The organism is Nonomuraea sp. NPDC050022 (genome assembly GCF_044460705.1).
Taxonomy (GTDB): Bacteria; Actinomycetota; Actinomycetes; order Streptosporangiales; family Streptosporangiaceae; genus Nonomuraea.
The window spans coordinates 580,195-603,710 of the sequence record NZ_JBITKE010000001.1 but is presented as its reverse complement, the minus strand read 5'-3'; the positions used below and the strand labels follow the sequence as shown (position 1 = coordinate 603,710).

The following is a 23,516-nucleotide window of genomic DNA, read 5'->3' as shown; positions in this document are numbered from 1 at the left end:
GCTCCGGCGACCTAGTCGTCTGCGGCCCGCGGCCTGTCGGCCTAATCGCCTACGTCCCGCGCTCCGGCGACCTAATCGCCTGCGTCCCGCGCCCCGGCTGCCCAATCGCCTGCGTGCCGCGGTCCGGCGGCCTATTCGTCATCGCCGTCGCGGGGCTCGGTGAGCAGCTTGGGAAGGATGCCCAAGGTGATCCCACCTGCGGCTCCGCCGCTGAGGAGGGCAGTCGGCCACGAAACACCGGTGGCCAGCGTGAGAGCGCACGCGATCGCCGCGACCAGCGCGGTGACGGTGAGCACGACAAGTCCGGGCAAGGAAAACATGGGATTCACTCCAACGGTGGCGCCACCGGGTTGCCGGTGGCTGTCTGCTCGTCCGTCCAGAACGCGATCAGTTCCTCAGCGGTGAGCTGATCGGCGGGGCGGTTGGGAGGTGTACGTCCCGTGGTCAACGCCCACGTGGTCACCAGCAGGATCAGCAGTTGGTCATCGTCGTGGACCCAGGGCGCCGGGGGCTGGCCGGGCCGCTGACCGCCGGTGACGCGTAAGAACGAATGCGGGGCAGTAGCGGCGCATGCCATGAACTCTCGTCTCCATCGTCGACCGGTCGGGATGCGCTCAACGATGCGGCACCCGCCGGCCCGCCGCCATCACTCCAAACGTCTCCGGACAACGTCGGATTAGATGGCGGCGCTTAACGGAGGCACGTAGCGGTCCGTGCCCGTGGCCTTGCCCTGGCCGTGCCCGTGGCCTTGCCAGCGGAAGCGGAAGCGGAAGCGGAAGCGGAAGCGGAAGCGGAAGCGGAAGCGGAAGCGGAACCCCCCTTCGTGTCCCGGTCACCGCGGGTTCCGGTCGGCTCCCACGTACTCCGACTTCATCCGGTCGCGTCCGGTTTTATCCGGAGCTGTTCGGGTCGCTCCGATCTCGTCCGGGATCATCCCAGCCGCAACCACTGGCCAATTGCCCCCGATCCCGGACAGGGCGGGATATGCGATCTCCCTCAGCCCAGCCCCCGGTTAATGCCAATATGACTCCCGCTACTACCTGTAAATCGAAGATCACTCATTTTCCGGCTAGGGGCGATGGCTGAAGAACATCGCGTTGCGGCGCTGCGCGCCTTCGTCGACCAGTTGAACGAGTTGGTCGAACTGGCTGGCTCTCCAACGCTGGACAAACTACGCAAACTATCGAAATCCACCGGCGTCGCCGGTTTATGCAGAGAACTGGCTGAAAGCACCACGCACGACATTCTGACCGGCAAACGGAAACGCGTGCCGGACTGGGAATGGGTGTCCTCGTTTGTGACCGTTTGCACCATGGCCGCTGAGCAGACCGGGCTGGATGTGCAGGTCATGGGCGACACTCAGGCTTGGCATCAGCGATGGCGAGCCGCCCGCGGCATACGGCCGGATTCGGCGGGTACGGCGGGCATAGCGGGTACGCCACATGCCGCCGAACTCTCGCCAGTCGCCACTCCCCCACCTGCTCAACAGGTGGATGCGCGGCAGCCGCATGCGTGGCAGGCGGATGTGCGGCAGCTGGATGCGCGGCAGGCGCCGATGGAGCCTGCCCCATGGTCGGCGGCTGGCCGGCCGACGGTTGGACGGCTCACCTCGCCCGCCGTCATCCGGAAACCGGAACAGCAGCCGCCGACCAAAACCGCGCCAGAGCCGCCCGCCAACACCATGTCAGAGCCACTGACCAAGGCCATGCCAGAGTCGCTCGCCAACACCATGCCGGAGCCACTGACCAGGACCGCGCCTGAGCCGCTCGCCAAGACCACGCCGGAGCCACTGCCCGCGGCCACACAGCGGCTACTCCAGATCTACGGCCGGATCGGCACTCGCCTGCTGCGCCGAACCGATGCCGGCAGCGGACAGGACTGCATGCGCTTGGCGGTCATAGCGCTGTTGAAAGGATGGCCTGACGAGGCCCACCACTGGCTGCGCCAAGCCCGCGACGCCGGTCAGCATGAGGCTTCCGAGCTGTTCAATCACCCTCATCGGCGCCGAGCCGCCGCCGAGCTCGCCTACGGCTACGGTCATGAATACCAGAGCACCAAACAGCCCAACATCGCGATGTTCTTCTACCGGCTGGCAGGCGACGGCGGCCACGCCGAGGCCGCCTACCAGCTCGCCCTGATCCATCAGAGAAGGGGAGAGGACTGCGCGGCCGCGAGCTGGTTCCGCCTCGCCGACCTGTGCGGACACATCCGGGCGGGCACCGAGCTCGACGATGCCTCCGAACGACTTACGCAGACGCCCTGGAGCGCTGACGACGCGCTGCCCCCGCACTGGTTGGAGACGCCCTCTGGCTGGAGCCGCCCATGACGGCAAAAGGCATTCTGCCCGACCTCCATCATGGGGTGGAGAGATCGAGCGCGATTCACCCCTTTGGCGATGAGGCGGACATGGGCTGGGACGAGGAACTGAGCGAGGCGTTCGGGCTCCTGCTGGGCAGGAGGCTCGCCGACTACGACCCGGCGGCGACGTACACGGTCTACTACGGTGGCGACGTCCTCAACGAGATGGCGCCGCCCGCTGACTGGCTGAGCCCCGTCGCGCTCGCCGACCCGACGCCGAGGCCGCTGCCCGACCCCGTCTACCTCGACGAGGACCACCAGGAGTACGCCTGGCACTTCGACCTGAGCAACTCGTTCGTCCACTTCGACGAGGAGGTGCTCGACGGTCCGTTCTCCGGCGCTTTCGGGGACGACGTCCGCGCCGCCGCCGCCCTGGACGGCGTCGACCTGCTGATCCGTGGCGCGGACCTGTCTCCCCTCCTGACTCGCCACGGCATCGACCTGACCGCCGAGGACCTCGGCGACTTCCACTACTCGATCACCGCGACCCTGCGCCTGGCCACCGACGGCACCCTCCTGGACGCCCTGCGCGCCGCCACCTTCACCCACCGAGGCCCTGCCCACCTCATCCCCATGGGCGGCGACGACGGGTACGTGGAAGAGGCCGAACCCCAATGGGAAAAGGCCCTCCGCCCCATCCAGAACCAGGCCCTCCGCGACCACCTCCGCTTCCACTGCGTGGGCGACGCGGACGCCGTCTCCGCGGGCGCCCAGTACCTCGCCACCACGGAATGGCCCCCCGGCAGCGGCGCCGTCGAAGACCTGGGCGCCACCCTCATCGCCGGCTGGAGCTTCGGCGAATATCAGCACGGAGCCGCGGTCGTCCGCCTCCCTAGCTCCTGAAATGACCGGTGGGAGCCCGCCCAAGGGCTCCCCCCTCATGCGACGCGCCTACCACTTGCCGCCCGCCTGCTGGCGGGTCGGCGCGTTGAGGCGGTTGAAGGCGTTGGTGATGGCGATGTTGAGTACGAGTGCGGCGAGTTCCTTCTGGTCGAAGTGCTTGGCTGCCATGTCCCACACCTCGTTGGGCACCGGATCGGGCCGGTCGGCGAGCCGGGTGATGGCCTCGGTCAGGGCCAGCGCGGCGCGTTCCTCCTCGCTGAACCAGGGGGTCTCACGCCAGGCGACGACGGCGTGGGCCTGTTCGTCGGTGGCGCCGTGGTGGCGGAGCTGCTGGGCGCCACCGGCCACGCAGGGGCTGCAGCCGTTGATCTGGCTGGCTCGCAGGTGGCACAGCGCCAGCAGCTTCCCGTCCACTCCGGCGCCCACGATGGCCTTGTTGACGGCCATCAGCGCCTGCATCGCCTCGGGGATCAGGGTCGCCGGGTTCGGCATGCGTTCGGTGGGCATCGTTTTCTCCTTCGTGGTCATGTTCTGAGCGAGTGTTCTGAGCGAGTGTTCTGACGGGTGTCGGCCCATGTGGTGACGGGTGTCCGTCGCGTTCCGACGGGAGTCATCTGACCACCGGCGCGTCCGGAACCGCCCCGTCCGTGGGACAGCGTGGGACACCCGGAATGCGGCCCAGCTGCGGAAACGACCCTCTGTTCCGTAACAGCGGGCTGGGACGGGTACCGTGTGCGGGTGTCGAGCGCACCCGAACACCTGACCGCCCAGCTCACCCAGATCAAGGAGTTGAGCGGGCTCAGCGTGCGCGCCCTCGCCCGCCAGGCGGGCCTCAGCAGCTCCTCCCTTTCCCGGTACATGACCGGCCGGCTGGTGCCGCCGTGGGAAGCCGTCGTGGCGCTGTGCCGGGTCGTCGCCCGCGATCCCCGTCCGCTGCGCACGATGTGGGTCGAGGCGTCCAAGGCCGGCGCGGCGCCCAGCCCGCGCCGGAACGACCTTCCGGCCGACCTCGCCGACTTCACCGGACGCGAGAGGGAGGCGGCGCTGGTCGAGGAGCTGCTGCGTACCACGGGCGCGGTCGCGATCGACGGCATGGCGGGTGTCGGGAAGACCAGCCTCTCCGTGCACGTGGCGCACCGGCTCGCGCCGTCCTTTCCTGACGGTGGGCTCTATCTCGACCTGCGCGGCTTCACTCCTGGCCAGGAGCCGTTGGAGCCGTCGGCCGCGCTCGGCCGGCTGCTGGGTGCCCTGGGTGTCGCGCATCCCCCGGCCGACACGGTCGAACGCGCGGCGCTCTGGCGGTCCGAACTGTCCCGGCGTCGGGCGCTCGTCCTGCTCGACAACGCGGTCGACGCGGAGCACGTACGCCCACTCCTTCCTGGCGCGGGCAAGTCCGCGGTGCTGGTCACCAGCCGCAACCGGCTGGTGAGCCTGGACGGGGTGCCCCCGGTGTCCTTGGAGGCGCTCCCCCCGGCGGACGCGGCGTCGCTGTTCGGCCGGGCGGCCGGGGTGGACCTGACCGAGGAGGAGGCGGTCGCCCAGGTGCTGCGGCAGTGCGGCGGCCTGCCGCTGGCGCTGCGGATGGCGGGCGCGAGGCTACGGCATCGGCCGGGTTGGACGGTGGCGGTGCTGGCCGAGCGGCTGCGGGACAGCGCCAGTCGCTTCGACTCGGTGTTCGGCATGTCGCTGCAGCAGCTCGACGCGGGACAGCGCCGGGTGTTCCGGTTGCTGGGGGTGCTGCCCGGCGCCGATTTCGACGCGGCGGTGGCGGGCGCGCTCGCCGACATGACGCCGGACCGCGTCAACGCGGTGCTGGAAGAGCTGGTGGACGCGCATCTGGTCCAGGAGCCCTCGCCCGGACGGTATCGGCTGCACGACCTGATCCGGCGGTACGCGGCGGACATCGCCGCCGATGAGGAGCCACAGGCGAATGCCGCCGTACACCGTGTCCTGAGCCACTATCTGGCGCGGGCGACCGGCTACGATCGGGCGCTGCCCCTGCCCCACCGCAATGAGGGCGATCCGGCGAAGGCCATGGCCTGGTTCGACACCGAGTACGCCAACCTGATCGCCTGTTTCGACGCCGCTGTCCGGCTCGGCGCGGACGAGGTGGTGGCGGAGCTGCCGCCGGCCATGCGCGTCTGGTTCTTCCGGCATCGCGGAACCGACGACCAGATACGTCTGCTCGACGCGGCCGCGGCCGCCGCCGAACGTCTCGGGCGCGACCAGCAGCGTGTCTCACTGCTCGTGGATCTCGGGTTCGCCCGCGCCGCCGCCGGACGTCTCACCGAGGCGCTCGCCGCGTACGAACTGGCCGAACAGTCCGGTGTGGCCGATGACGAGTTGGCCGGCGCGCTGGCGCTGCGTACCGGCTTCGTCCGCCGGGATCTGGGCGACTTCGAGGCGGCACAGGCGAAGTTCCGGCTGGCGCGCCTGCTGTTCGAGAAGACCGGGCATCGCTCCGGACTGTCCCAGGCGCTGGCCTTCGACGGATGGGTGACCCTCCACCTCGGACGGCACGGCGAAGCCGCCGAACTCGCCCGCGCATCACTGGCTCTGGCCGATGGGCCCGCCCGGATGACCGGGCTGGTCACACTCGGTGTCGCCCTGGCACCGGACGACCCGGCGGAGTCGCTGCGCGCGCTGCATGAGGCGTTGGAGCTCGCCGAGGCTCAGCACAACAAGGCGTGGTGCCACAACTATCTCGGTGTCGCGCTGCGCGTCATGGGTTCGCTCGACGAGGCCCTCGAACACCATCGACAGGCCTTCGAGCTGCTGGAACCGCTGGCTGAGGCCCAGCTGGAGATCGACTTCCTGCCCGCGTACGCCGAGACGTGCCGTGCGGCGGGCCGCCACGACGAGGCGCTGGCGCTGCACGAGCGGACGATCGAGCTGGCGCGCAAGCTCGGGCGGCCGCACAACGAGAAGCTCGCGCGTGCGGCGTACCAAGCCACCGCGGGCGGCGTCCCAGCCCGCGAGCATGGAACGGAGCCTCGTTTCCGCAGCTAGGCCGCGTTCCCGATGTCCCACGGTGTCCCACGGACAATGCGGGCCTTGACCCGTCGGTGGTCAGATAACTCCTGTCGGAACGCACCGACGAACTGCCACACAGACGGAAGGACGCCCACCATGAGCGCCGCCAAGCAGCCCGCCAAGACCGCCACGGCCGCCACCGAGGCCGACAAGAAGTACGACGGGTTCACCGACGAGGAGCGGAGCGCGATGAAGGAGCGCTCCAAGGAGCTGAAGGCCACCGCCCGGCGCGGCTCGCGCTCGGCCAAGGCCGACGGGGAGAGCGAGGTGCTCGCCAAGCTCGCCGAGATGTCGGAGCCGGACCGCGCCACCGGCGAGCGGCTGCACGCCATCATCAAGGCCAACGCGCCGGAGCTGTCGCCGAAGCTGTGGTACGGAATGCCGGCCTACGCCAGGGACGGCAAGATCGTCTGCTTCTTCCAGCCCGCGCAGAAGTTCAAGACGCGGTACGCCACGCTCGGCTTCAACGACCAGGCGTACCTCGACGATGGCACCGTGTGGCCGACCGCCTTCGCCCTGACGACGTTGACCGCCGAGGACGAGGCGCGCATCGGCGAGCTCGTGAAGCGGGCGGCGGGCTGAGGGGCCCAGCCCACCGCCCGGACGCTCAGGTCTCGGGTGACTACTTTCCCAGGCCCTGGAATCTGTTCTCGATGAAGTCGCCCCATGTCGCGTTCAGCGTCATCAGCTCGCCGTCCACCATCTTCCACTGCCGGGCCTTGTGCGGCGGGTAGGCGAAGAGCACGGACGACAGGCGCCGGTAGCCCGCGGGCATGGGCCGCGTGTGCACCCGATGCGTCGACGGCCGGAAGCGTCCGTCGGAGGCGCTGGTCAGCATGCGGCCGATGTTGCACAGGACCACGTCGGTCTTGGCGATCACCGGCTCGACCCAGGTGCCGTCGTGCAGGACGTACTGGAGGCCCTGGTCGGAGGGGGGAAGCTGGAGGCCGAGCATCTGGATCCCCGAGTGCTCGTGCGCCAGCACCCGGCGGTCGCCGACGTCCCGGTAGTTGATCACCCGCAGGTTCGTCGCGTCACGCGACAGCTCCAGCTCCGGGGTGCCGTCCGGCAGCATGCCGCGTACGACCTCGCCGAAGCGGGAGATCAGCCGGAACGCGATGTCGAACACCTCGGTGGCGGCGGTGCCGAAGGCCGGGAAGGCGCGAATGAGGTCTCCGGCGCCGGGCGGCTGGTCGGAGATCATGGCTCCGCTGACGTGAATGAATTCCTTGGGATCCGGTACGCCGTTGGCCAGCCGGGGGATCTCCGAATTGTACGGGAAGAATCCGTGGGTGCCGCCGACGCCTAATTGCGGCACGGCTGTGTGCGTGTAATCGGAAAGACTCGGCTCGGTCGACGCGCAGGCCGCGGCGAATTCGTTCATCATGGTCTCGACGCGGGCGCCGATACCGGGAACCTCGGCGGCCATGAATCCCCATCCGGTCAGCTGCGACCTGATGGCTTCCGTGGCGGACGTCATGTCCGCCTCGATTTCCGCCGACCGTACCGTGGGAACGCGACCGCTGAGTTCCAGGGGAGGGATTTCCATTGTCACTCCATTTCTCGATGATCTTTTCCTGTTTGCGGTTCGTACCTTTCATTGGGGGGCGGCCAAGAAAGACATATTTTTGGGGCGTAAATAAAGCGGATCAATTCCGGTGATGCTTACATGGCCTTCGGCGGCGCGGAATCCAGCCCCAGCCGCTGGGCGACCAGGGCCACCTCCGTCCGGTTGGAGCAGTTGAACTTCACCAGCAGGTTCGAGACATGGCGTTTGACGCCGTGGATGGATATCCCCATGGCCCGGCCGATCTGGTGGTTGCTCATCCCCCGCAGCAGCAGAGTCAGCACGAAGTGCTCCCGCTGGGTCAACTTCCCGTTCAGGTGCGTGTCCGGGCCGTGCGACGTAGCGGGCACGTCGCCGCGGAGCAGCCGGTCGAAGGTGCGGGCCAGGCTCGCGACATTGATCTCGTCCCACAGGAGGCAGTCGGCCACGCCGTGGCGCCAGGCGAGGCGCGAGACGATCTCTCCTTGCTCCCGCACGAGGGCCAATATCCTCGGGCGGTTTCGCCGGGGACCGCCGTCCAGCACCTCCGGCAACATGGTGAGCGGTATCACCGCCACGTCGAAATCCTCGCCGGCGAGCCGCGATCTGGCCTCCGCCGCGCTCCGCCCGACCGCGGCCTTGGCGACGTTCGGCACCTTCATGAGCAGCAGCGGCAGCCCGTAATAGGAGACCTCGTTCATGGCAAGGCAGAAAACCGACAGCTTGGAGCACCCTGCCCGGTGGCCGGAAAGGGAGGCTGGGAACGGCCTGGTGACCTCCAATGTTCTCGTACTCATCGCATGATCCTCTCTTCTTGATCCATGAACCGCGGATCCCGGATTCGGTCAGATGTTCGGTGGCTTACCTGAGGTCATTGTGTTGAGGAAGTGCTGGTAGAACCGGTCGGCGTCGACCGCGCGCGCACATCTGACAGGCCGCCCGTCAGGGAGCCGGACGATCCGTCCCTGGCTCTCTCCTTGGGTGATCACGTCGCAGCGCACTGTCTCGAACGTGCAGATGTCGGGTTCGGCCAGGTAGGAAGTGGTGAGGCTGTCCCAGCAGCAGTACGGCAGGCCGGTGGTCTCCAAAGTGCCGAATGTCAGCGCGAGCAGCGATCCGGCGAGGTCGCTGACGTGCCACCCGTAGTGGCGGCCGAAGGCCCGGACGAAGTCGTGGGTCACCGGCACGAGGTTGGTCACGTCCAGGGGGAACATCGTGATGGGGACGGAGGAGTCGAAGACCCGCTTGAGCGCGTCGGGGTCCCAGAAGACGTTCCATTCCGCGCTGCCGTCGTGATCCGGCTGTCTGACGTTGCCGGCGACGTCGAGCGCGCCGCCCATGAAGACCACCTCCTCGATGCGTGACTCGACCTGCGGGTGATGATCGAGACACCAGGCGAGGTTGGTCAGCGGGCCGGTGGCGAGCACGGTGACGGGAGCCGGCGCCCGCATGAGCCAGGTGGCGAGCTGTTCGTGCGCGGGAAGCGCGTCCGCGTCGCCGGGGCGCTCATCCTTCTGATTGAGCACGGGTAACGCGTCCGCCCGCAGGGCGTCGATCCGCCAGGCGAGCGGGAACGGGTTGCGTCCGGGCAGCACGCCCATGGCCGTCGGCACGTCCCTGCCCACCAGGTCGAGGATCTTGTGGGTGGCCGACAGGGCCGGCCGGGGAAGGCAGTCGGCGGGGGTCACCGCGACTCCGCGCAGGTCGACGTTGTCGTACTGGGTCAGCAGGAGAAGCGACAGCAGGTCGTCCGGTGCGCCGTCCTGGTCGAACAGAACCTGACGGCGGCGCCTCAAGGTGTCAGTCACGGTGCCTCACCAGGTGGAAGGAGAAGTCGGTGCCCCGGTGGTAGTCCTGGGAGTACAGCAGCGGCCGGCCCGCGCTGTCGTGATGGGTCTGGATCAGCAGCAGCCACGCGCCATCGGCTTCGAGGCTGCCGATGCGCTCCGCCTGTGTCTGGCTGAGGGTGACGGCACGGACCTGGGTGATCGCGTACGCGATGTTGTGGCCGTACTCGGTGAGCAGTTGGAACAGCGACCCGGTCCAGTCCACCTCGTCCAGCGGCCGGCCGATGAGCGAACGGGGGAACAGGTCGATCGAGTAGAGCAGCGCGTCGTCCTGATAGCGGCGCAGGCGCTCCAGGCGGACGATGGCCTCGCTGCCAGGTAGCTGAAGCAGTTCGCGCTGGTTGCGGTCCGGTTCCGTCGCCGCGATGTCCAGCACCGTGTTGACGCCGGTGTAGCCGCGGCTGGCCAGCATCTCCGTCACGCCTTCGAGGCGGGTCAGCGGGCGGTCCAGGCTGGGCTGAGCGGTGAGATACCGGCCGTCGCCGTGGCGGGACTGGATGAGTCCTTCCTGCTCAAGGAGCTTGAACGCTTCTCTGATGCTGGTACGGCCGACGTCGAAGAGGGTGATGAGCTCGTTCTCCGAGGGCAGTCTGTCCCCGGGGCGCAGCCCCTGTTCGACGATCAGCGCGTGGAGCCGATCGCGTACCTGAATCGCGAGGGTGGGGTGTCGTCGTGTCACGTGGTTCTCTCCTGCCCGGGCGCACCTTGCAGGGGAGCGACACCGAGCTCTGCGGCTGATGGATAACTGGGAGCACAGAACCGGCGCGTGACGGAAACGGCTGCCACCCGGCAGGCGAGCCGGACTCCTTGCGCCAGGCTCGCGCCGGTGCAGAGGGCGGCCGCCAGGGCCCCGGTGAAGGCGTCACCCGCGCCGGTCGTATCCACAGCGTTCACGCTGGGTACGCCGATCAGCATAGTGCCGTGGTCGTCGATGATCTCGGCACCGTGCTCGCCACGGGTGACGATCACCGTGCGCCCTCTGGTTCTGCGGCGCAAGCACTCCACCGCGTCGTCGGTGTCCTCAGCCGGCGCGCACTGAGCCATCGCGGAAGGAGCCATCGCGGAAGGAGCCATCGCGGAAGGAGCCATCGCGGAAGGAGCCAGCCCGGAAAGAGCCAGCGTGGACAGCTCGCTCTCGTTGAGCACCAGCACGTCGGCCCGGCTGAGCAGGTCCTCTCCGGTTTCGCTGAGGAACGGTCCGGCCGGGCTGGGATTGAGCAGGACCCGCACGTCCGGCGAGGCAGCGGCGGCCGCCGCCGACGAGGTCGCCACGGGGATCTCACCCTGCAGGACGAGTACGGAAGTGCCCGGCAGTTCGGACACTGTGGCGGCCGCCCGGGAAGGGGGAAGCAGATTCGCCGCCCCCGGCCAGGTCATGACGATCTGCTGACCATGGGCGTCGACGTAGACGAAGCTGCGCCCGGTCGCGATGCCGTCGGCCGTGGCGCAGCCGTCGACCTCGACGCCGTCGGCGCGCAGCGCGGCCAGCGCCGTCAGCCGGTCTGTGTCGTCTCCCAGGCAGCCGACGAAGCGGGTGGGCGCGCCCAACCGAGCCGACGCGACCGCCACGTTCGCCGCCTTGCCGCCGTGCGCGGTGGCGTAGTCGACGGCGTCGACGCTCTCCCCCTCGGCCGGCAGGTGGTCGCCGAACATGTAGAGGTCCACGGTGTAGGCGCCGATGGCGAGGACGGTCATGAGCCGAGTCCCAACGCGCAGGGGGCGATGCTGTCGGCGTCCAGGCTCACGTGCACGTTGGGGTGGCGGTGCGCGAGGGTTACCGGGAGCTGCACCTCGGGTTCGGTGGTGAGCAGGAGAACCCGCACGATGTAGCGCTTCCAGGCGCCTCCGTCGGTGATGAGGTGCAGCCGCCGGGCCGACAGGATCTCCGACATGCCCAGGGTGATGGCCATGCGGGGAATGGCCTGGGTGTAGCCGCCGGTCACCCGGTGGGAGTGGGCCATGATCGTGTCGTCGAGCAGCGGGACGATGCGCGTGGTCGAGGCGGCGAACTCCTCCAGGCCGTAGTGGTGCCAGCGCGTGGTCGGCGGCTCGTTGAAGGCCAGATGTCCCCGGTAGCCGAATCCGGCGAAGCAGGTGTCGGCGCCGCCCACCTGGCGCAGGCGCGCACCGTACGCGTCGGGGTCGAAAACGTCCGGGTAGATGATGTTGTCGGGGTGGGGCCGCAGATCGGGGTCGAGCAGCTGGTAGAGGTTGCGGTCGCAGTAGCCGCGGAAGCTGAAGGGGTGTGACGGATCCACGGGCCGGCCCTGCCAGTCGAGGAACTCATCCATGTGGAAGGCGAACACCTCGGTCCAGCTGATGCGCTCCTGATTGCAGATGCGGGCGAGGATGGGATATTGCGCCTTGGGGCCGACGGGGAGGATCCAGCGGGTGGGTTCGCCGCGCATGTTGTTCGCGCGCAGCTCGTCGGCCATCTGGCGGGCCAGCCGGTGATAGAGCTCGGTGGTGTCGGCGTACACGGTCAGGGGGTGGCGGGCGATCGCCGCGAGGTCTTCGGCGGGCATGGACAACTGCTCATCGGTGAGGTCACTCGACTTGTCGGGATAGGGGTAACCAATGTGCCGCTCGCTGACGTTGGTCACGTCACTCCTCCTCACAGGGGCGGGGAGAGCAGGAATCTGGACAGGACGTTCCGGGTGACGCGTCTGATGTCGCCGTCGCAGCAGGCGAGGCTGGCAACCCAGTTGATGGATCCGGCCGCGAACACCGCGCCGCCGTTGCCGAGGCGTCGCAGGGTCATGTCGGCGCGGACGGTATGCGCGCCCAGCGCGGCCTCCTCGGTGGCCGGCTGGTAATGGTGGCTGTGCCCGCCCGCGGATGTGGCCAGCAGCAGGGTGCCGGGCGGGGTGCCGAGCTCTGGCGCCGCGCGGTCGATCTCGTCTCCGGCCGCTCCGCCGAGCGCGAGCCCGCAGCGGCCCACGGAGTCCGTCTCGACACCGGCGAAGATCCAGGACGCGTCGTCGCGGTAACTGTCGGGCAGGCGGGTGTAGCCGGGTGCCGGCCCCCAGCCTTGGGCGGCGAAGCCGACACCGAGGAGCTCCTGTGGTGCCAGGCCCCGGTGGCGCCAGAGCCCGCCGGGCTCGCCGGTGGAGGTGAGGACGTCCTCGCCCGGCTCGTTGTCCCACCAGTCGCCGGCGTGGCCGCGGCGCACCTCGATGGCGTGGGGGTGGCGGGGGTCGACGCCGGTCACCCAGTAGAAGCCGTTGCCGCCGAGGTACATCAGCCGTCCGCCGCCGGATACGTACGCGCTCACGGCCGTGCGCTCCGGCGCGCTGATGTACTCGGGGTGGCTGCCGGTCATGACGACGCGGTAGTCGGCGAGCAGATCGGCTCCGCCCGCGTGTACGTCCTCGTCCGTGAGGACATCGAAGGCGAACCCCTCGGACCGCAGCCAGCGCAGGAGCAGAAGGTCGGCGGAGAAGTGCCGTGGCGCTCCGGTCATCCACCAGCGGTAGCCGGGGGCGAAGTTCAGCACGGGGCGGCGCCCGGAGGAGTAGTAGACGGGGCCGCCCTCCTGCCGCTGGTCGTACAGCGACAGGCCGAGCTCCCGGTGGTCGTTGAGGTAGACGTCCGTCGGCGAGAGCGTGATCCCGTGGTCGGTGACCCGCGAGTAGTCCCCGAAGTACTCGGCCTCGCTGAGCTGGCGATGGTTGGCATAGGCCAGGTAGGTGAAGGTGGGCAGGACGACCGCGACCGGCGCGCGATCCGGACCGGCGGGACGGACGACCACCGGGATGACGCAGGACTGGCTCCGGGTCCGCAGGCGGATGCCGAGCACGGTGGAGGTCGTCTCCTCCGGGATGGTCAGCGCGCACGTCTCTTTCCATCGGGCGTCGTCGAGGTCTTCAGGACTCAGCTGTACGGCGGTGCGATCCGTGCCGCTTCCCGGCCCGATCAGCCCGGCGAGTGGCCGGTTGACCGCGCGGGCGTGATGGCCGTTCCCGCTGATGTCGGTGACGAGGCAGGCGCCCGGATCGATGGAGGCGTCCCAGAGGGCCAGGACGTCCTCACCAAGGTGCTTGGCCAGCTCGGCACCGGTGGTCAGGTCGAGCAGCGGAGCGCACGTGGTGATCAGGCCGCTCGTCAGCATCGGCAGGGCGATCCGCCCCACGAAGGAGCCGGCTCCTAGCCGCAGCTCTCCGGTCCCGTGCGGCAGCGCCAAACCCGCGGCATGCGCGCGCACGCCGCCGTCGGCCAGCCGCACGGTGGTCGTCGACGGCGTCGCCTCCCAGGCCACCACCAGCAGCGACCAGGATCCTTGCTCAACGACGGCGTTCCCATGGCAGGTCAGGAGTCCCGAGGTCGTCTCCAGACTCGCCTCGGCCCGGTTCTCCTCGTCCAGCGCGAGCAGCAGTCGCCAGCCGGGTGTGCCCAGTTCCGCCACGACCTGGCGGGTGCCGAGCCGGTGCGGGCGAATCCACAGCGCGACACTCCCCCTGGCGGGCACCGGGACGGAGGCTTCCAGGTAGGAGCCGGTCTTCAAGGGTTGTGGCGCGAGGGAGATCGGTGCGGCCGGGGTGCGGGTGGTTTCGTCAATCAGGTCGACGAGGTCCACGGTCCCGGCTCCCTGCGGGCCCGCGGCGTACAAGGTCAGCCGCTGTCCGGGGACGGCGGACCAGCGGTCGGCATACCCCATCAGGCGCGGTTCCATCCGCTCACGCACCTCCTCGGCGGTACGGGATGCCGACACAGGCCGGCATGCGCAGCCGCTGGGCGACCGTGACCAGCACCAGCAGGGTGACGAGGTACGGCGTGGCGTAGATGAGCTGCGTGGGCACCGAATCGGTGCTCTGGAAGACCACGAAGGCGGCCGCGCCGAGCAGCGCCAGGGTCAAGGGCAGGCGGGGCCGCCGGCGTACGAAGACGATCGCCGCCGTCCACAGCAGCACGGCGGCCAGGAGCAGCAGCACGTGTACCGCGCTCGGCTCACGCAGTTGCAGGGCGTCGGCGTACCCGAACAGCAGGGCGCCACCCGCCGTGCCGGCCGGGCGCCAGTTGCCGAAGATCATGGCGGCGAGCCCGATGAAGCCCCGGCCGCCGGTCTGACCCTCCCGGTAGATGGTGGAGGAGACGGTGACCAGGTAGGCCCCGCCGAGCCCGGCGAGCGCGCCGGACACCAGCACCCCGTAGTACCTCATCCGCTGGACCGGGACGCCGAGCGAGTCCGCCGCGGCGGGATGTTCGCCGACGGAGCGCAGGCGCAGCCCGAAGGCGGTCTTCCAGAGCACCACGAAGCTGACCGGGATCAGCGCGACGGCGAGCACGGTGAACCAGGAGACCTCGTGCAGGAATCCCCGCAGGATGCCGCTGACGTCGGCCAGGAGGAACCACCGGCTCCGCTCCAGCTGTCCGAGCAGGTCCGGCGTGCCCCAGCCGCCCGCCAGGAACGGCATGCTCACGGTGCCGATGGCACCCGTGACGGGAGGCGACTGGGTGGCCCCCGCCCCCGGCAGGCCGCTGAAGGCGATGACGGACAGGAAACGGGCGACACCCACCGCCAGGATGTTGACGGCGATGCCGCAGACCACCTGATCCACGCCGAACGTCACGGTGACGACCGCATGGAGCAGGCCGGCGATGACGCCGCCGAGCGCACCGGCGAGCACCCCGGCCCAGACGCCGTAGAAGTGGCCGGCCCAGGCCCCGCACACGGTCCCGATGATCATCATGCCTTCGATGCCGAGGTTGACGACGCCCGCGCGTTCGCTCCACAGGCCGCTGAGGGCGGCCAGCCCGATGGGGACCGCCAGCCGAAGCGCGGCGCCCATCGCACCGGAGCCGGTGAGGGCCTCGGCTCCGGTGAAGGTCCTGACGGCCGACATCGCGAGCAGGAGGATGAGTACGGCGAGCACCCAGCCGCGCGGATTCTTCATGGTCATGTCGCGGGCCTCACCGGCTCGGGCGTGACGACCGGGACGCTCTCCTCGCGCATGAGCCGGGCGGCGCGCCTGAGGTCCATGCGGCGCACCACTTCATGGGCGCCCACGACGCTGATCACGATGACGCCCTGCATGATCGTGACGATCTCCTTGGGCAGGCCCTGGATGTCGAGGATCAGCGCCGAGCGCTCCAGGAAGCCGAACAGCAGCGCGGACAGCGCGATGCCGACCGGGGTGTTGCGGCCGAGCATGGCCACGGCGATCCCGGTGAATCCCGCCCCGGAGGGGAAGTCCACGCCGTAGCTGTAGGTGTTGCCCAGCAGGTCCGGCAGCCCGGCCAGGCCGGCCAGCCCGCCCGAGACGAGCATCGTGAGGAGGATCATGCGGCGTGGCTCGATGCCGTGGACGTGGGCCGCCGCCGGGTTCAGCCCGCTGGCCTTCAACTCGTAGCCGTACCGCGTGCGCGTGAGCAGCAGATGCACCGCCACCCCCAGCACGACCGCGCCCAGCGCGGCCCCTCCGAGGTGGGTGCCCGCGGGGAGTGAGAGCCCGAACAGCGACACCAGCCCGTCGAGTTCGGGCAGCCGGGCCGACGGCGGGAGCTCCGGCGTCGATCCGGAGGCGCTGCCGGCCGCGAAGAAGTCGGCCAGCAGGTAGGCGATGACGGCGGTGGCGACGTAGTTCAGCAGGAGCGTGGACAGCACCTCTGAGACCCCGCGCCACACCTTGAGCACCGCGGCGATCCCGGCCCAGAGGGCGCCGGCGAGCACCGCGACCAGGCCGACGAGGGCCAGGTGCAGCGGACCTGGCAGGTTCACAGACGCGCCGACGACCGCGGCGAACAGCGCGGCGACGCGGTACTGGCCTTCGACCCCGATGTTGAACAGCTTCATGCGGAAGGCCACGGCCACGGCCAGGCCGGCGAAGAAGTAGATGGCCGACCTGTTGACCGCGGAGACGAGCGAGTCCGGCCGGAGCCCGAACTCCAGCATCGTCAGGTACGCCCGTCCCGGCGAGGCGCCCACCGCGGCGAGGAGTGCCGTGGTGACCGTGAGCGCGATCAGCAGCGCGAACGCAGGAGCAGTGAGCGCGCTCAACATCCGCCTGGTGAGCGAAGCTGCGCGGGGGGACATCGGGCCTCCTCTCCTGGGTCGGTCGGTCAGGGGACGACCGGGACGGTGATCCCGCCAGAGATGATCTTTTTGCGGATCTCCTCAAGCCGCGGTTCGACGTCGGTGAGGGCGCCACCGCTCGTGGCGTAGCCCACCCCGTCCTCCTTGAGCCCGAACTCGCGCAGACCGGAGGTCGTCTTGCCCCGCACCGCCTCCTGGATGACGCGCAGGACCGCGACGTCGAGCTTCTTGGTGGCGCTGGTGAGGATCACCTGGGAGAGCCCCTGGTCGACCGTCTTGCGCTGATCGACGTCGACCCCGATCGCCCACTTGCCCGCCGCCTTGGCCGCCTGGAACACCCCGATCCCTGAGGCGCCGGCGGCGTGGTAGACGACGTCGGCGCCGCCGTCGTACATACCGCGAGCCGCTTCCTGGGCCTTGTCCGGCGCGGAGAATCCGCTGAAGTCGGGCGGCTGGCTCATGAACACGCTGGAGAGCTGGATCTTGGGGTTGGTCGCTCGGGCGCCGGCCGCGTACCCGGCCAGGAACTTCTGCTGGGGCGGCGTCTGCACGCCCCCGATGAAGCCGATCCGCCCGGTGCGCGACTTGAGCGCCGCGGCCACGCCGACCAGGTAGCTGGCCTGCTCTTCGCGGAAGACCACGTTGGTGACGTTCGGCAGCTTCACGCTCGCGTCGTCGATGATGACGAACTGCGTGTGGGGAAAGGCGGGCGCGATCTTCGTCAGTGGCTGGGCGTAGAAGAAGCCGACGGCCAGTACGGGGTTGTGGCCCGTCTCGGCCAGCAGCCGCAGGACCTCCTCCAGGTCCGACCCGGCGGAGTTGGGGCTGAGTTCCTTCACCGACACGCCCAGCTGCGCCTTGGCCTGGTCCACGGCGGACCCGACCGAGTCGTTGAAGGACTTGTCACCGCGTCCACCGCGGCTGTAGGCCACGCCGACCGCGATGGCGGAGTCTGCGGCCGCGCCGTTCCTGCCGGGGGCCGGGTTCACGCCGGTACAGGCCGCCAGCGAACACAGCACAAGGCAGAGGGTGATTAATCGGGACACGCGCACCTCCGCTGACCGGATCATGGCCGGGTGAATCTCGGCTCAGCGCCCATCGTGAATACTCATCAGACAAGTGTCAAGGGTTCTCAGATGAGTTGCTCCAGCCGCTTGGCGACCCCGTCGTCGTCGTTGGACGCGGTCACCTCGTCGGCCGTCGCGAGCACCGCCGCATGGGCGTTGGCCACGGCCACCGCCGTTCCCGCCCAGGTCAGCATGGGCAGATCGTTCGGCATGTCGCCGAACGCGATGACGTCCGCACTGCCGAATCCGAGCCGCCCCGCCATCGACTCCAGGGCGGCCGCCTTGGTGACACCGGCGCGCATCACCTCGCAGAACACGTCCGCCGAAATGGTGACCTCACACCCGGAAAGCAGCGCGCGCACGCCCTCGTAGTACTCGCGGGCGGTCCCCTCCAACTGCACCATGAGCTTGCCGACCTCGTGCCGGACAAGCGCCTCCTCCAGGCGTGGCACCCGCCGCGCGCTCCGTGACAGGGGGGCGGGCAGCTCGAAGGCGTCCTCCAGCAGCAGTTCCATCCGGCACTCCGCGCCCAGACGCACGCCGGGAAACCGGTCGCGCAACACCGACAGCGCCGTCACCAGGCGCGTCTCGGCCAGCGGGCAGTAGTCGACCACCTCCTCCCGGGCGAAGTCGAAGGTGATGGAGCCGTTGCCGCAGACCGCGATGGGCGCGCCGCCGACCGCCGCCGCCACGTGCCGCGTGTCACGGACCGGCCGGGCCGTCGCGATGACGAACACGTGTCCCGCGTCCTGTACGCGGCGCACGGCCGCCCGCGTACGTTCCGACACCAGGCCACGGGAGTCCAGGAGGGTCCCGTCGAGGTCGCACACGATCATCCGGCGCTTCACAGCGGCTGCTCGGTCAGGTGCGGCGTCACCCATTTCGCGACCTGCGATTCGATGACGTCGAGGGCGCCCGCCGTCAGCACGCCGTCGATGGTCTCGGCCAGGTTCCGCCGCGGCGCCAGCCCCTGGAGGACCACCAGGTCGCCGTCCGCGAGGCCGGTGCCGGCCCGCCAGGACGACTCCGGCATGGATCTGGCCACACGCGGCAGGTCGCGCGCGGAGGTGCGCACCGTCAGCAGCGCACATGCCGCGCCCGCGCCGACCGAGCCCAGGAGCCGGGCGATCTTCTGGATCCTGGTCCGCCTGTCCGCGTCACGCCAGGCGGCCGGGCTGGCGATGAGGTGGGGGACGCACGACCGCAATGTGCAAATAATCCGCATATGGTGGTGCGCCATCGCGGAATCAGGTCCGTCGACATCAATGACGGCATCGGCGAGTTCGGGAATCTTGCCCTCTCCGGCGCCGAACGAATGAATCACCTCGGCCGGCGATGACCGGCTCTCGAAGAATTGCCGGGCGATTTTCGGATACTCGGTGACGACCCGGATTCCGGGCGGCAGGTCGTCGGCGCTCTCCGCCGGATGATCGCCCGGCACGGCGAGCACCATCCGCCAGGGCGGATCCGCCCCCACGACGTGCGTGAACGCCTCCACGAACTCGACCTTCGCGCCGGTCTCCTCGATCCAGTCGGTGCCGGTCAGGCCGAGATCGAAGGCACCACTCTCGACGACCAGCGGTATTTCGCGCGGTTTGTAGAAGGCCACTTTCAGGCGATCGCCGTACTCGATACTCGCCCGATAACTGCGGTCCGAGGTTCTGCGTACGTCGAGACCGGCGGCGGCGAAAAGGCGCAGAATCGGCCGCTCAAGATACGACCCCTTGGGCAGCGCGAGCGAGACCATGCAGTCCTCCTAAGCCTGTTTCATGAGAGCTCGCAGGGCGAGGTCGATCATGCCGGTGTCGGTGGCCTCCGACGCCATGCGCCGCAGCGTGGCCCGGTCCATCCAGCGGGCCTCGACGAACTTGTCCTGCTCGATCCGGGGCCGGGTCAGGTCGCCCGCGACGGTGGCGAGCACGTCGATCTCGCGTCTGCGCGCGCCGTCGCCATCGCTCCAGTCGAAGACGTCCACCACGCTGTCCACCTCGACCAAGTGCCACCTCGTCTCCTCCTCGATCTCCCTCGCGAGTGCCGCGCACAGCGTCTCCCCCTCTTCGACATGCCCTCCGACGATGTCCCAGCAGCCGGGAAAGAGCCGTACGTGGGGCGCGCGCCGCTGCATGAACACCGCGCCGACCGGGTTGACGAGAACGGCGCCCACCACGCACCGCACGCCGTCCGCGGCCGCCTCCCGCTGGACTCGCTCGAACTCCGCCGGATGCGGAGCACAGCCGCTCATACCGCCTCCTGGTGCGCGTAGTAGGTCGCGTACAGGGCGGCGAACGGGCCGTCACGCCGCAGCAGCTCGTCGAAGCGGCCTTCCTCGGCGACCTGGCCCTGGTCGAGGACCAGGACGCGATCGGCCCGCCGGATGGTCGAGAGCCGGTGGGCGATCACCAGCACCGTCCGGCCGGTGAACAGCCGGGACAACGCGTCCTGGATGCCCCGCTCGGTCAGCGGGTCGACGCTGGCCGTCGGCTCGTCCAGGAGGAGGATGTCCGGTTCGCGGAGGAACATCCGGGCCAGGGCGATGAGCTGCCGCTGCCCGACCGACACCCCCCGGCCGCCGGCGCTCACGTGGTCGTCCAGGGACATCGGCATGCTCCGCGACCACACGTGGTGCCCCATCCGCTCGATGGCGCGTTCGGTGTCCGCGCGGCTCGCGCCCGGCCGGCCGTACGCGATGTTCTCCGCGAGCGTGCCCGCGAAGACGAACGGGTGCTGCGGGACGACACCCACCCGTCGCCGGTACGCTCGCAGGTCGAGCGTGCGGATGTCGCGGCCGTCGACCAGCAGCTCGCCGCCTTGGAACTCATAAGCCCTGGCGATCAGCTTGGCCAGCGTGGACTTGCCGCCGCCGGTGTGCCCGACCACGGCGACCGTCTCCCGTGCGGCGAGCCGTACCTCGAAATCCTCGAACACCGTGCTGCCGAGCCCGTAACCGAAGCGCAGGCCGCGTGCCTCGATCTCACCGGTCAGGCCGGTCACCGGCTCGTTCCCGCGCTGGACGACGGCGTGCTCGCTGTCGATCAGCGCGAAGACCCGCTCGGCGGCCGCGAGCCCCTGCTGGAAGAGGCTCCAGAAGGCCGCCGCCTGCGTGACCGGCTGCCACAACATGCCGAGGGCTTGCAAGGCGAAGTACCACTCACCCGGCGAAAGCCCACCGAGCACCGCGAACCGGCCGCCCTGGTAGAGCACCACGGCCGTGGCCAGACCGGCCAGCAGCGTCAGGACCGGCAGGATGACCGCGTAGATGAGGCCCTGCCTGACGTAGACCTGGTACGACAGCCGGTTGACCGCGTCGAAGTCGCGATAGACCGTCTGTTCCCGGCCGAAGCTCTTGGCGACCGAGATGCCCATCATCGTCTCGTGCACGTTGGCGTTGACCCTGGCCATCACCCGGCGCGTGGCCGCCGCCGCCGTCCTGGCCACCCTGCGGAAGGCCAGGGCCGCGGCGAGCAGGATCGGCAGCGCCGCCAGGATGGTCAGGCCGAGGTCGACGTCGATCCAGAACACCGCGCCGCCGAGCAGCAGCACCAGGAGCAGCTGGCTGAGCAGGTTCAGGGCGAGGGTCATCACCGAGCCGAAGCCCTCGGTGTCGCCGGTGACGCGGCTGAGCACCTTGCCGACCGAGTTCTCGTCGTAGAACGCGACGTCCTTGGCCAGCGCGGCGTCGGCGGCCTCGCACTGCAGGTGGTAGACCATCCGGCCCACCAGCCGGGCGGTGATGGCCTGGCGGGCCCAGTTCATCGCCCAGGCCAGCGCCGCCGCGGCGACCACGAACACGCACAGCTGAAGGCCCAGCCCGGCTCCCCCGCCGATCTGGTCGATCATGCGCGAGATGACGATCGGCACCGAGGCGGTCAGCAGGACCGACCCCACGACAAGCACGGCCGAGCCGAGCATGGCGCCGTGCTGGGCCCGCAGGTAGCGCAGGATTCGGGCCAGCAGCCGGCGGTTGCCGTAGACGCGGTCGTACTCGTCGGCGTGCAGGCCCGCGAAGAGGTCGCTCACGTGTAGATCTCCCGGTACAGCGCACAGCGCGCGATCAGTTCGTCGTGCGACCCCTGGTCGACGACCCGCCCGCCGTCCAGCAGCAGGATGAGGTCGGCGCGCCGGATCTGGCCGGGGCGGTGCGAGATCAGCACGGTGGTACGGCCGGCCGCCGCGCGCTCGATCGCCTCGGTGATGGCCGTCTCGGTCCGGGCGTCGACCGCGCTGGTCGCGTCGTCCAGAGTGAGGACGCGCGGCTCGGTCAGCAGCGCCCTGGCGATGGCCAGCCGCTGACGCTGCCCGCCGGACAGCGTCGTCCCGCCCTCGTTGAGGATGGTGGCGTAGCCGTGCTCCATCGCCTGTACGAACTCATCCGCGCACGCCTGCTTGGCGACGCGCAGCACGTTCTCGTACTCGGCCTCGTCCGGCGAGCCGAAGGCGATGTTGTCCAGCACGCTCTTGGCGAACAGGAAGATCTCCTGGTCGACGTGGCCGATCTGGCGGCGCAGCGCGCCCGGTTCCCACTCGCGCACGTCCCGGCCGTCGATCAGCACCCGTCCCTCGGTGGCGTCGTACATCCGGTTGACCAGCTTGACGAGCATGCTCTTGCCGCTGCCGGTGGGTCCGACGACGGCCAGGGTACGGCCGGCGGGCAGGTGGAAGGAGACGTCACGCAGGATGTCCTTGCCTTCGTGGCGGAAGGACACGCGGTCGAAGGTGATCGCGCCGTGGATCTCCGTCACCGTGCCCCGGGCGTCCTCACGCTCGGCGGGGTCGCCCTCGATGATCTGCCGCATCCGGCCGGCGGCGACGAAGCCCTCCTGGATGACCGGAACGGCCTGCTCGGACATGGTGACCGGCTGCGCGAACAGCACCAGCCAGCCGAGATAGGTCACCACCTGGGCCAGGCCCAGCTCGCCCTGGGAGTAGAGGTAGAGGGAGTGGAGGGCGCCGATCGCCATCGCGAGCGCGAAGCTCAGCGCCGGCAGGTAGACGGCCTGCGCTCTGCCCCGCCTGACGAAGGCGTCCCGGTAGGCGGCGGCGGTGTCCCTGAACGCCTGCCGTTCGAGGTCCTCCTGCGTGGACGCCTTGACGGTGGCGATGCCGGCGAGGGTGGCGGAGAAGCGTTCGTTGAGGTCGGCGAAGGTCTCGCGGGTGCGGATGACCAGCGGGTTCAGCCGCCGCAGGTGGTAGTACAGCGCGTACGCGAACACCAGGACCAGCACGCCGGGAGCCAGGAGCAGCTGGGCGTTCAAGGTGGCGATGAACAGGATCGGGACCAGCAGCGCCAGGACGCCGTTGGCGGCGGTGGCGACCCCGGGGCTGAGCATGTAGTCGACGAGCCTGGCGTCGTTGATGGCCCGCGCCAGGATGTCGCCGATGCGCTGCTGGTCGTGGAAGGACATGCGTTTGGCCAGCAGGCTGCGGTACAGCTCGTCGCGTACATCCCGTTTGACCCGCTGGGCGATGATCTCCATCGAGCCGTTGGACATCAGGTCGGCGGCGAACCGGCCGGCCGCCAGCAGGCCGGCCGTGATCGCCGCCGCCCCGACCGCGGCGAGGTCGTGGCGGGCGCCGGTGGCTTGGGCGAACGCCGCGCCGACCTGGACGGGGATGAGCGTCGAACAGAGGTTGGCCGCCACCGCCGTGATGGCGAACAGCAGCAGGAGCATCCTGTGCCGCCGGAGATGACCGGCGACCCATCCCCCTATGCTCCGGGACGCGACCGGTGGGGCATCACCGGCCGGTCGCGTCTCCTCAGCCATGTCTCACTCCGCTCACCGCGACTTCCG

22 protein-coding genes are annotated in these 23,516 nt (G+C 69.6%); 4 read left to right on the top strand and 18 right to left on the bottom strand.

Annotation, left to right across the window (positions count from 1 at the left end; all coding sequences use genetic code 11):
- Positions 1-131 precede the first annotated feature (131 nt).
- Together ACIBO2_RS02725 and ACIBO2_RS02720 are read right to left on the bottom strand one after the other, a co-directional pair.
- A complete protein-coding gene (locus ACIBO2_RS02725; protein ID WP_358547324.1) occupies positions 132-311 on the bottom strand; it encodes a hypothetical protein in 180 nt (59 codons plus the stop codon).
- Between the two features lie 14 nt (positions 312-325).
- The gene (locus ACIBO2_RS02720) at positions 326-577 is read right to left on the bottom strand and encodes a hypothetical protein (RefSeq protein WP_358547326.1); all 252 of its coding nucleotides are present in this window, start codon (positions 575-577) and stop codon (positions 326-328) included.
- 501 nt (positions 578-1,078) lie between these two features.
- On the opposite strand from ACIBO2_RS02720, the gene ACIBO2_RS02715 reads away from it, so the two are divergent.
- Entirely contained in the window at positions 1,079-2,326 is a 1,248-nt protein-coding gene (locus ACIBO2_RS02715) for a hypothetical protein (protein ID WP_397294996.1), read from the top strand.
- A gap of 80 nt (positions 2,327-2,406) precedes the next feature.
- Complete coding sequence (locus ACIBO2_RS02710) at positions 2,407-3,201, top strand: hypothetical protein (protein ID WP_397294994.1); 795 nt, start codon at positions 2,407-2,409, stop codon at positions 3,199-3,201.
- Between the two features lie 48 nt (positions 3,202-3,249).
- Here ACIBO2_RS02710 and ACIBO2_RS02705 read toward each other — a convergent pair whose 3' ends face one another.
- Complete coding sequence (locus ACIBO2_RS02705; RefSeq protein ID WP_357941693.1) at positions 3,250-3,708, bottom strand: carboxymuconolactone decarboxylase family protein; 459 nt, start codon at positions 3,706-3,708, stop codon at positions 3,250-3,252.
- A 231-nt stretch (positions 3,709-3,939) separates the two neighbouring features.
- Here ACIBO2_RS02705 and ACIBO2_RS02700 point away from each other — a divergent pair, with 231 nt between their 5' ends.
- Positions 3,940-6,210, top strand: a complete 2,271-nt coding sequence (locus ACIBO2_RS02700) for an ATP-binding protein (RefSeq protein ID WP_397294992.1) — start codon at positions 3,940-3,942, stop codon at positions 6,208-6,210.
- Positions 6,211-6,330: 120 nt separating this feature from the next.
- Positions 6,331-6,816, top strand: coding sequence for an iron chaperone (locus tag ACIBO2_RS02695; protein ID WP_397294990.1), 486 nt, complete (start codon positions 6,331-6,333; stop codon positions 6,814-6,816).
- 40 nt (positions 6,817-6,856) lie between these two features.
- Here ACIBO2_RS02695 and ACIBO2_RS02690 read toward each other — a convergent pair whose 3' ends face one another.
- The 15 genes from ACIBO2_RS02690 to ACIBO2_RS02620 all read right to left on the bottom strand — a co-directional run bounded on the left by ACIBO2_RS02690 (position 6,857) and on the right by ACIBO2_RS02620 (position 23,489).
- Positions 6,857-7,783: a 2OG-Fe(II) oxygenase family protein gene (locus ACIBO2_RS02690; protein ID WP_358547338.1), complete on the bottom strand. Its 927-nt coding sequence runs from the start codon at positions 7,781-7,783 to the stop codon at positions 6,857-6,859.
- 116 nt (positions 7,784-7,899) lie between these two features.
- Positions 7,900-8,481, bottom strand: a complete 582-nt coding sequence (locus ACIBO2_RS02685; protein ID WP_358547341.1) for a LuxR C-terminal-related transcriptional regulator — start codon at positions 8,479-8,481, stop codon at positions 7,900-7,902.
- Between the two features lie 144 nt (positions 8,482-8,625).
- On the bottom strand, positions 8,626-9,588 hold the full coding sequence (locus ACIBO2_RS02680; RefSeq protein WP_358547344.1) for a nucleoside hydrolase: 963 nt from the start codon (positions 9,586-9,588) through the stop codon (positions 8,626-8,628).
- Entirely contained in the window at positions 9,581-10,306 is a 726-nt protein-coding gene (locus tag ACIBO2_RS02675) for a GntR family transcriptional regulator (RefSeq protein WP_358547346.1), read from the bottom strand. The genes ACIBO2_RS02680 and ACIBO2_RS02675 overlap by 8 nt, the downstream gene beginning before the upstream one ends.
- Positions 10,303-11,322 (bottom strand): ribokinase, encoded by a 1,020-nt coding sequence (locus ACIBO2_RS02670; RefSeq protein ID WP_397294986.1) that lies wholly within the window; start codon positions 11,320-11,322, stop codon positions 10,303-10,305. The genes ACIBO2_RS02675 and ACIBO2_RS02670 overlap by 4 nt, the downstream gene beginning before the upstream one ends.
- Positions 11,319-12,230 carry a hypothetical protein gene (locus ACIBO2_RS02665; protein ID WP_358177036.1) on the bottom strand — a complete coding sequence of 304 codons (912 nt, stop codon included), beginning with the start codon at positions 12,228-12,230 and terminating at the stop codon, positions 11,319-11,321. Before ACIBO2_RS02665 ends, ACIBO2_RS02670 begins: the two co-directional genes overlap by 4 nt.
- An 11-nt stretch (positions 12,231-12,241) precedes the next feature.
- Positions 12,242-14,299, bottom strand: a complete 2,058-nt coding sequence (locus ACIBO2_RS02660) for a N,N-dimethylformamidase beta subunit family domain-containing protein (protein ID WP_397294984.1) — start codon at positions 14,297-14,299, stop codon at positions 12,242-12,244.
- Between the two features lie 4 nt (positions 14,300-14,303).
- Positions 14,304-15,527 carry an ABC transporter permease gene (locus tag ACIBO2_RS02655; protein ID WP_358547353.1) on the bottom strand — a complete coding sequence of 408 codons (1,224 nt, stop codon included), beginning with the start codon at positions 15,525-15,527 and terminating at the stop codon, positions 14,304-14,306.
- A complete protein-coding gene (locus ACIBO2_RS02650; RefSeq protein WP_358177027.1) occupies positions 15,524-16,660 on the bottom strand; it encodes an ABC transporter permease in 1,137 nt (378 codons plus the stop codon). Before ACIBO2_RS02650 ends, ACIBO2_RS02655 begins: the two co-directional genes overlap by 4 nt.
- A gap of 26 nt (positions 16,661-16,686) precedes the next feature.
- Complete coding sequence (locus ACIBO2_RS02645) at positions 16,687-17,706, bottom strand: BMP family protein (protein WP_397294981.1); 1,020 nt, start codon at positions 17,704-17,706, stop codon at positions 16,687-16,689.
- A gap of 86 nt (positions 17,707-17,792) precedes the next feature.
- Positions 17,793-18,575, bottom strand: a complete 783-nt coding sequence (locus ACIBO2_RS02640) for an HAD hydrolase family protein (RefSeq protein WP_397294979.1) — start codon at positions 18,573-18,575, stop codon at positions 17,793-17,795.
- Complete coding sequence (gene hisG / locus ACIBO2_RS02635; RefSeq protein ID WP_358547362.1) at positions 18,572-19,474, bottom strand: ATP phosphoribosyltransferase; 903 nt, start codon at positions 19,472-19,474, stop codon at positions 18,572-18,574. Before hisG ends, ACIBO2_RS02640 begins: the two co-directional genes overlap by 4 nt.
- Positions 19,475-19,483: 9 nt before the next feature.
- A complete protein-coding gene (locus tag ACIBO2_RS02630; RefSeq protein ID WP_358547365.1) occupies positions 19,484-19,969 on the bottom strand; it encodes an NUDIX domain-containing protein in 486 nt (161 codons plus the stop codon).
- A complete protein-coding gene (locus ACIBO2_RS02625) occupies positions 19,966-21,744 on the bottom strand; it encodes an ABC transporter ATP-binding protein (RefSeq protein ID WP_397294975.1) in 1,779 nt (592 codons plus the stop codon). Before ACIBO2_RS02625 ends, ACIBO2_RS02630 begins: the two co-directional genes overlap by 4 nt.
- Complete coding sequence (locus ACIBO2_RS02620; protein WP_358547370.1) at positions 21,741-23,489, bottom strand: ABC transporter ATP-binding protein; 1,749 nt, start codon at positions 23,487-23,489, stop codon at positions 21,741-21,743. The genes ACIBO2_RS02625 and ACIBO2_RS02620 overlap by 4 nt, the downstream gene beginning before the upstream one ends.
- Positions 23,490-23,516 lie beyond the last annotated feature (27 nt).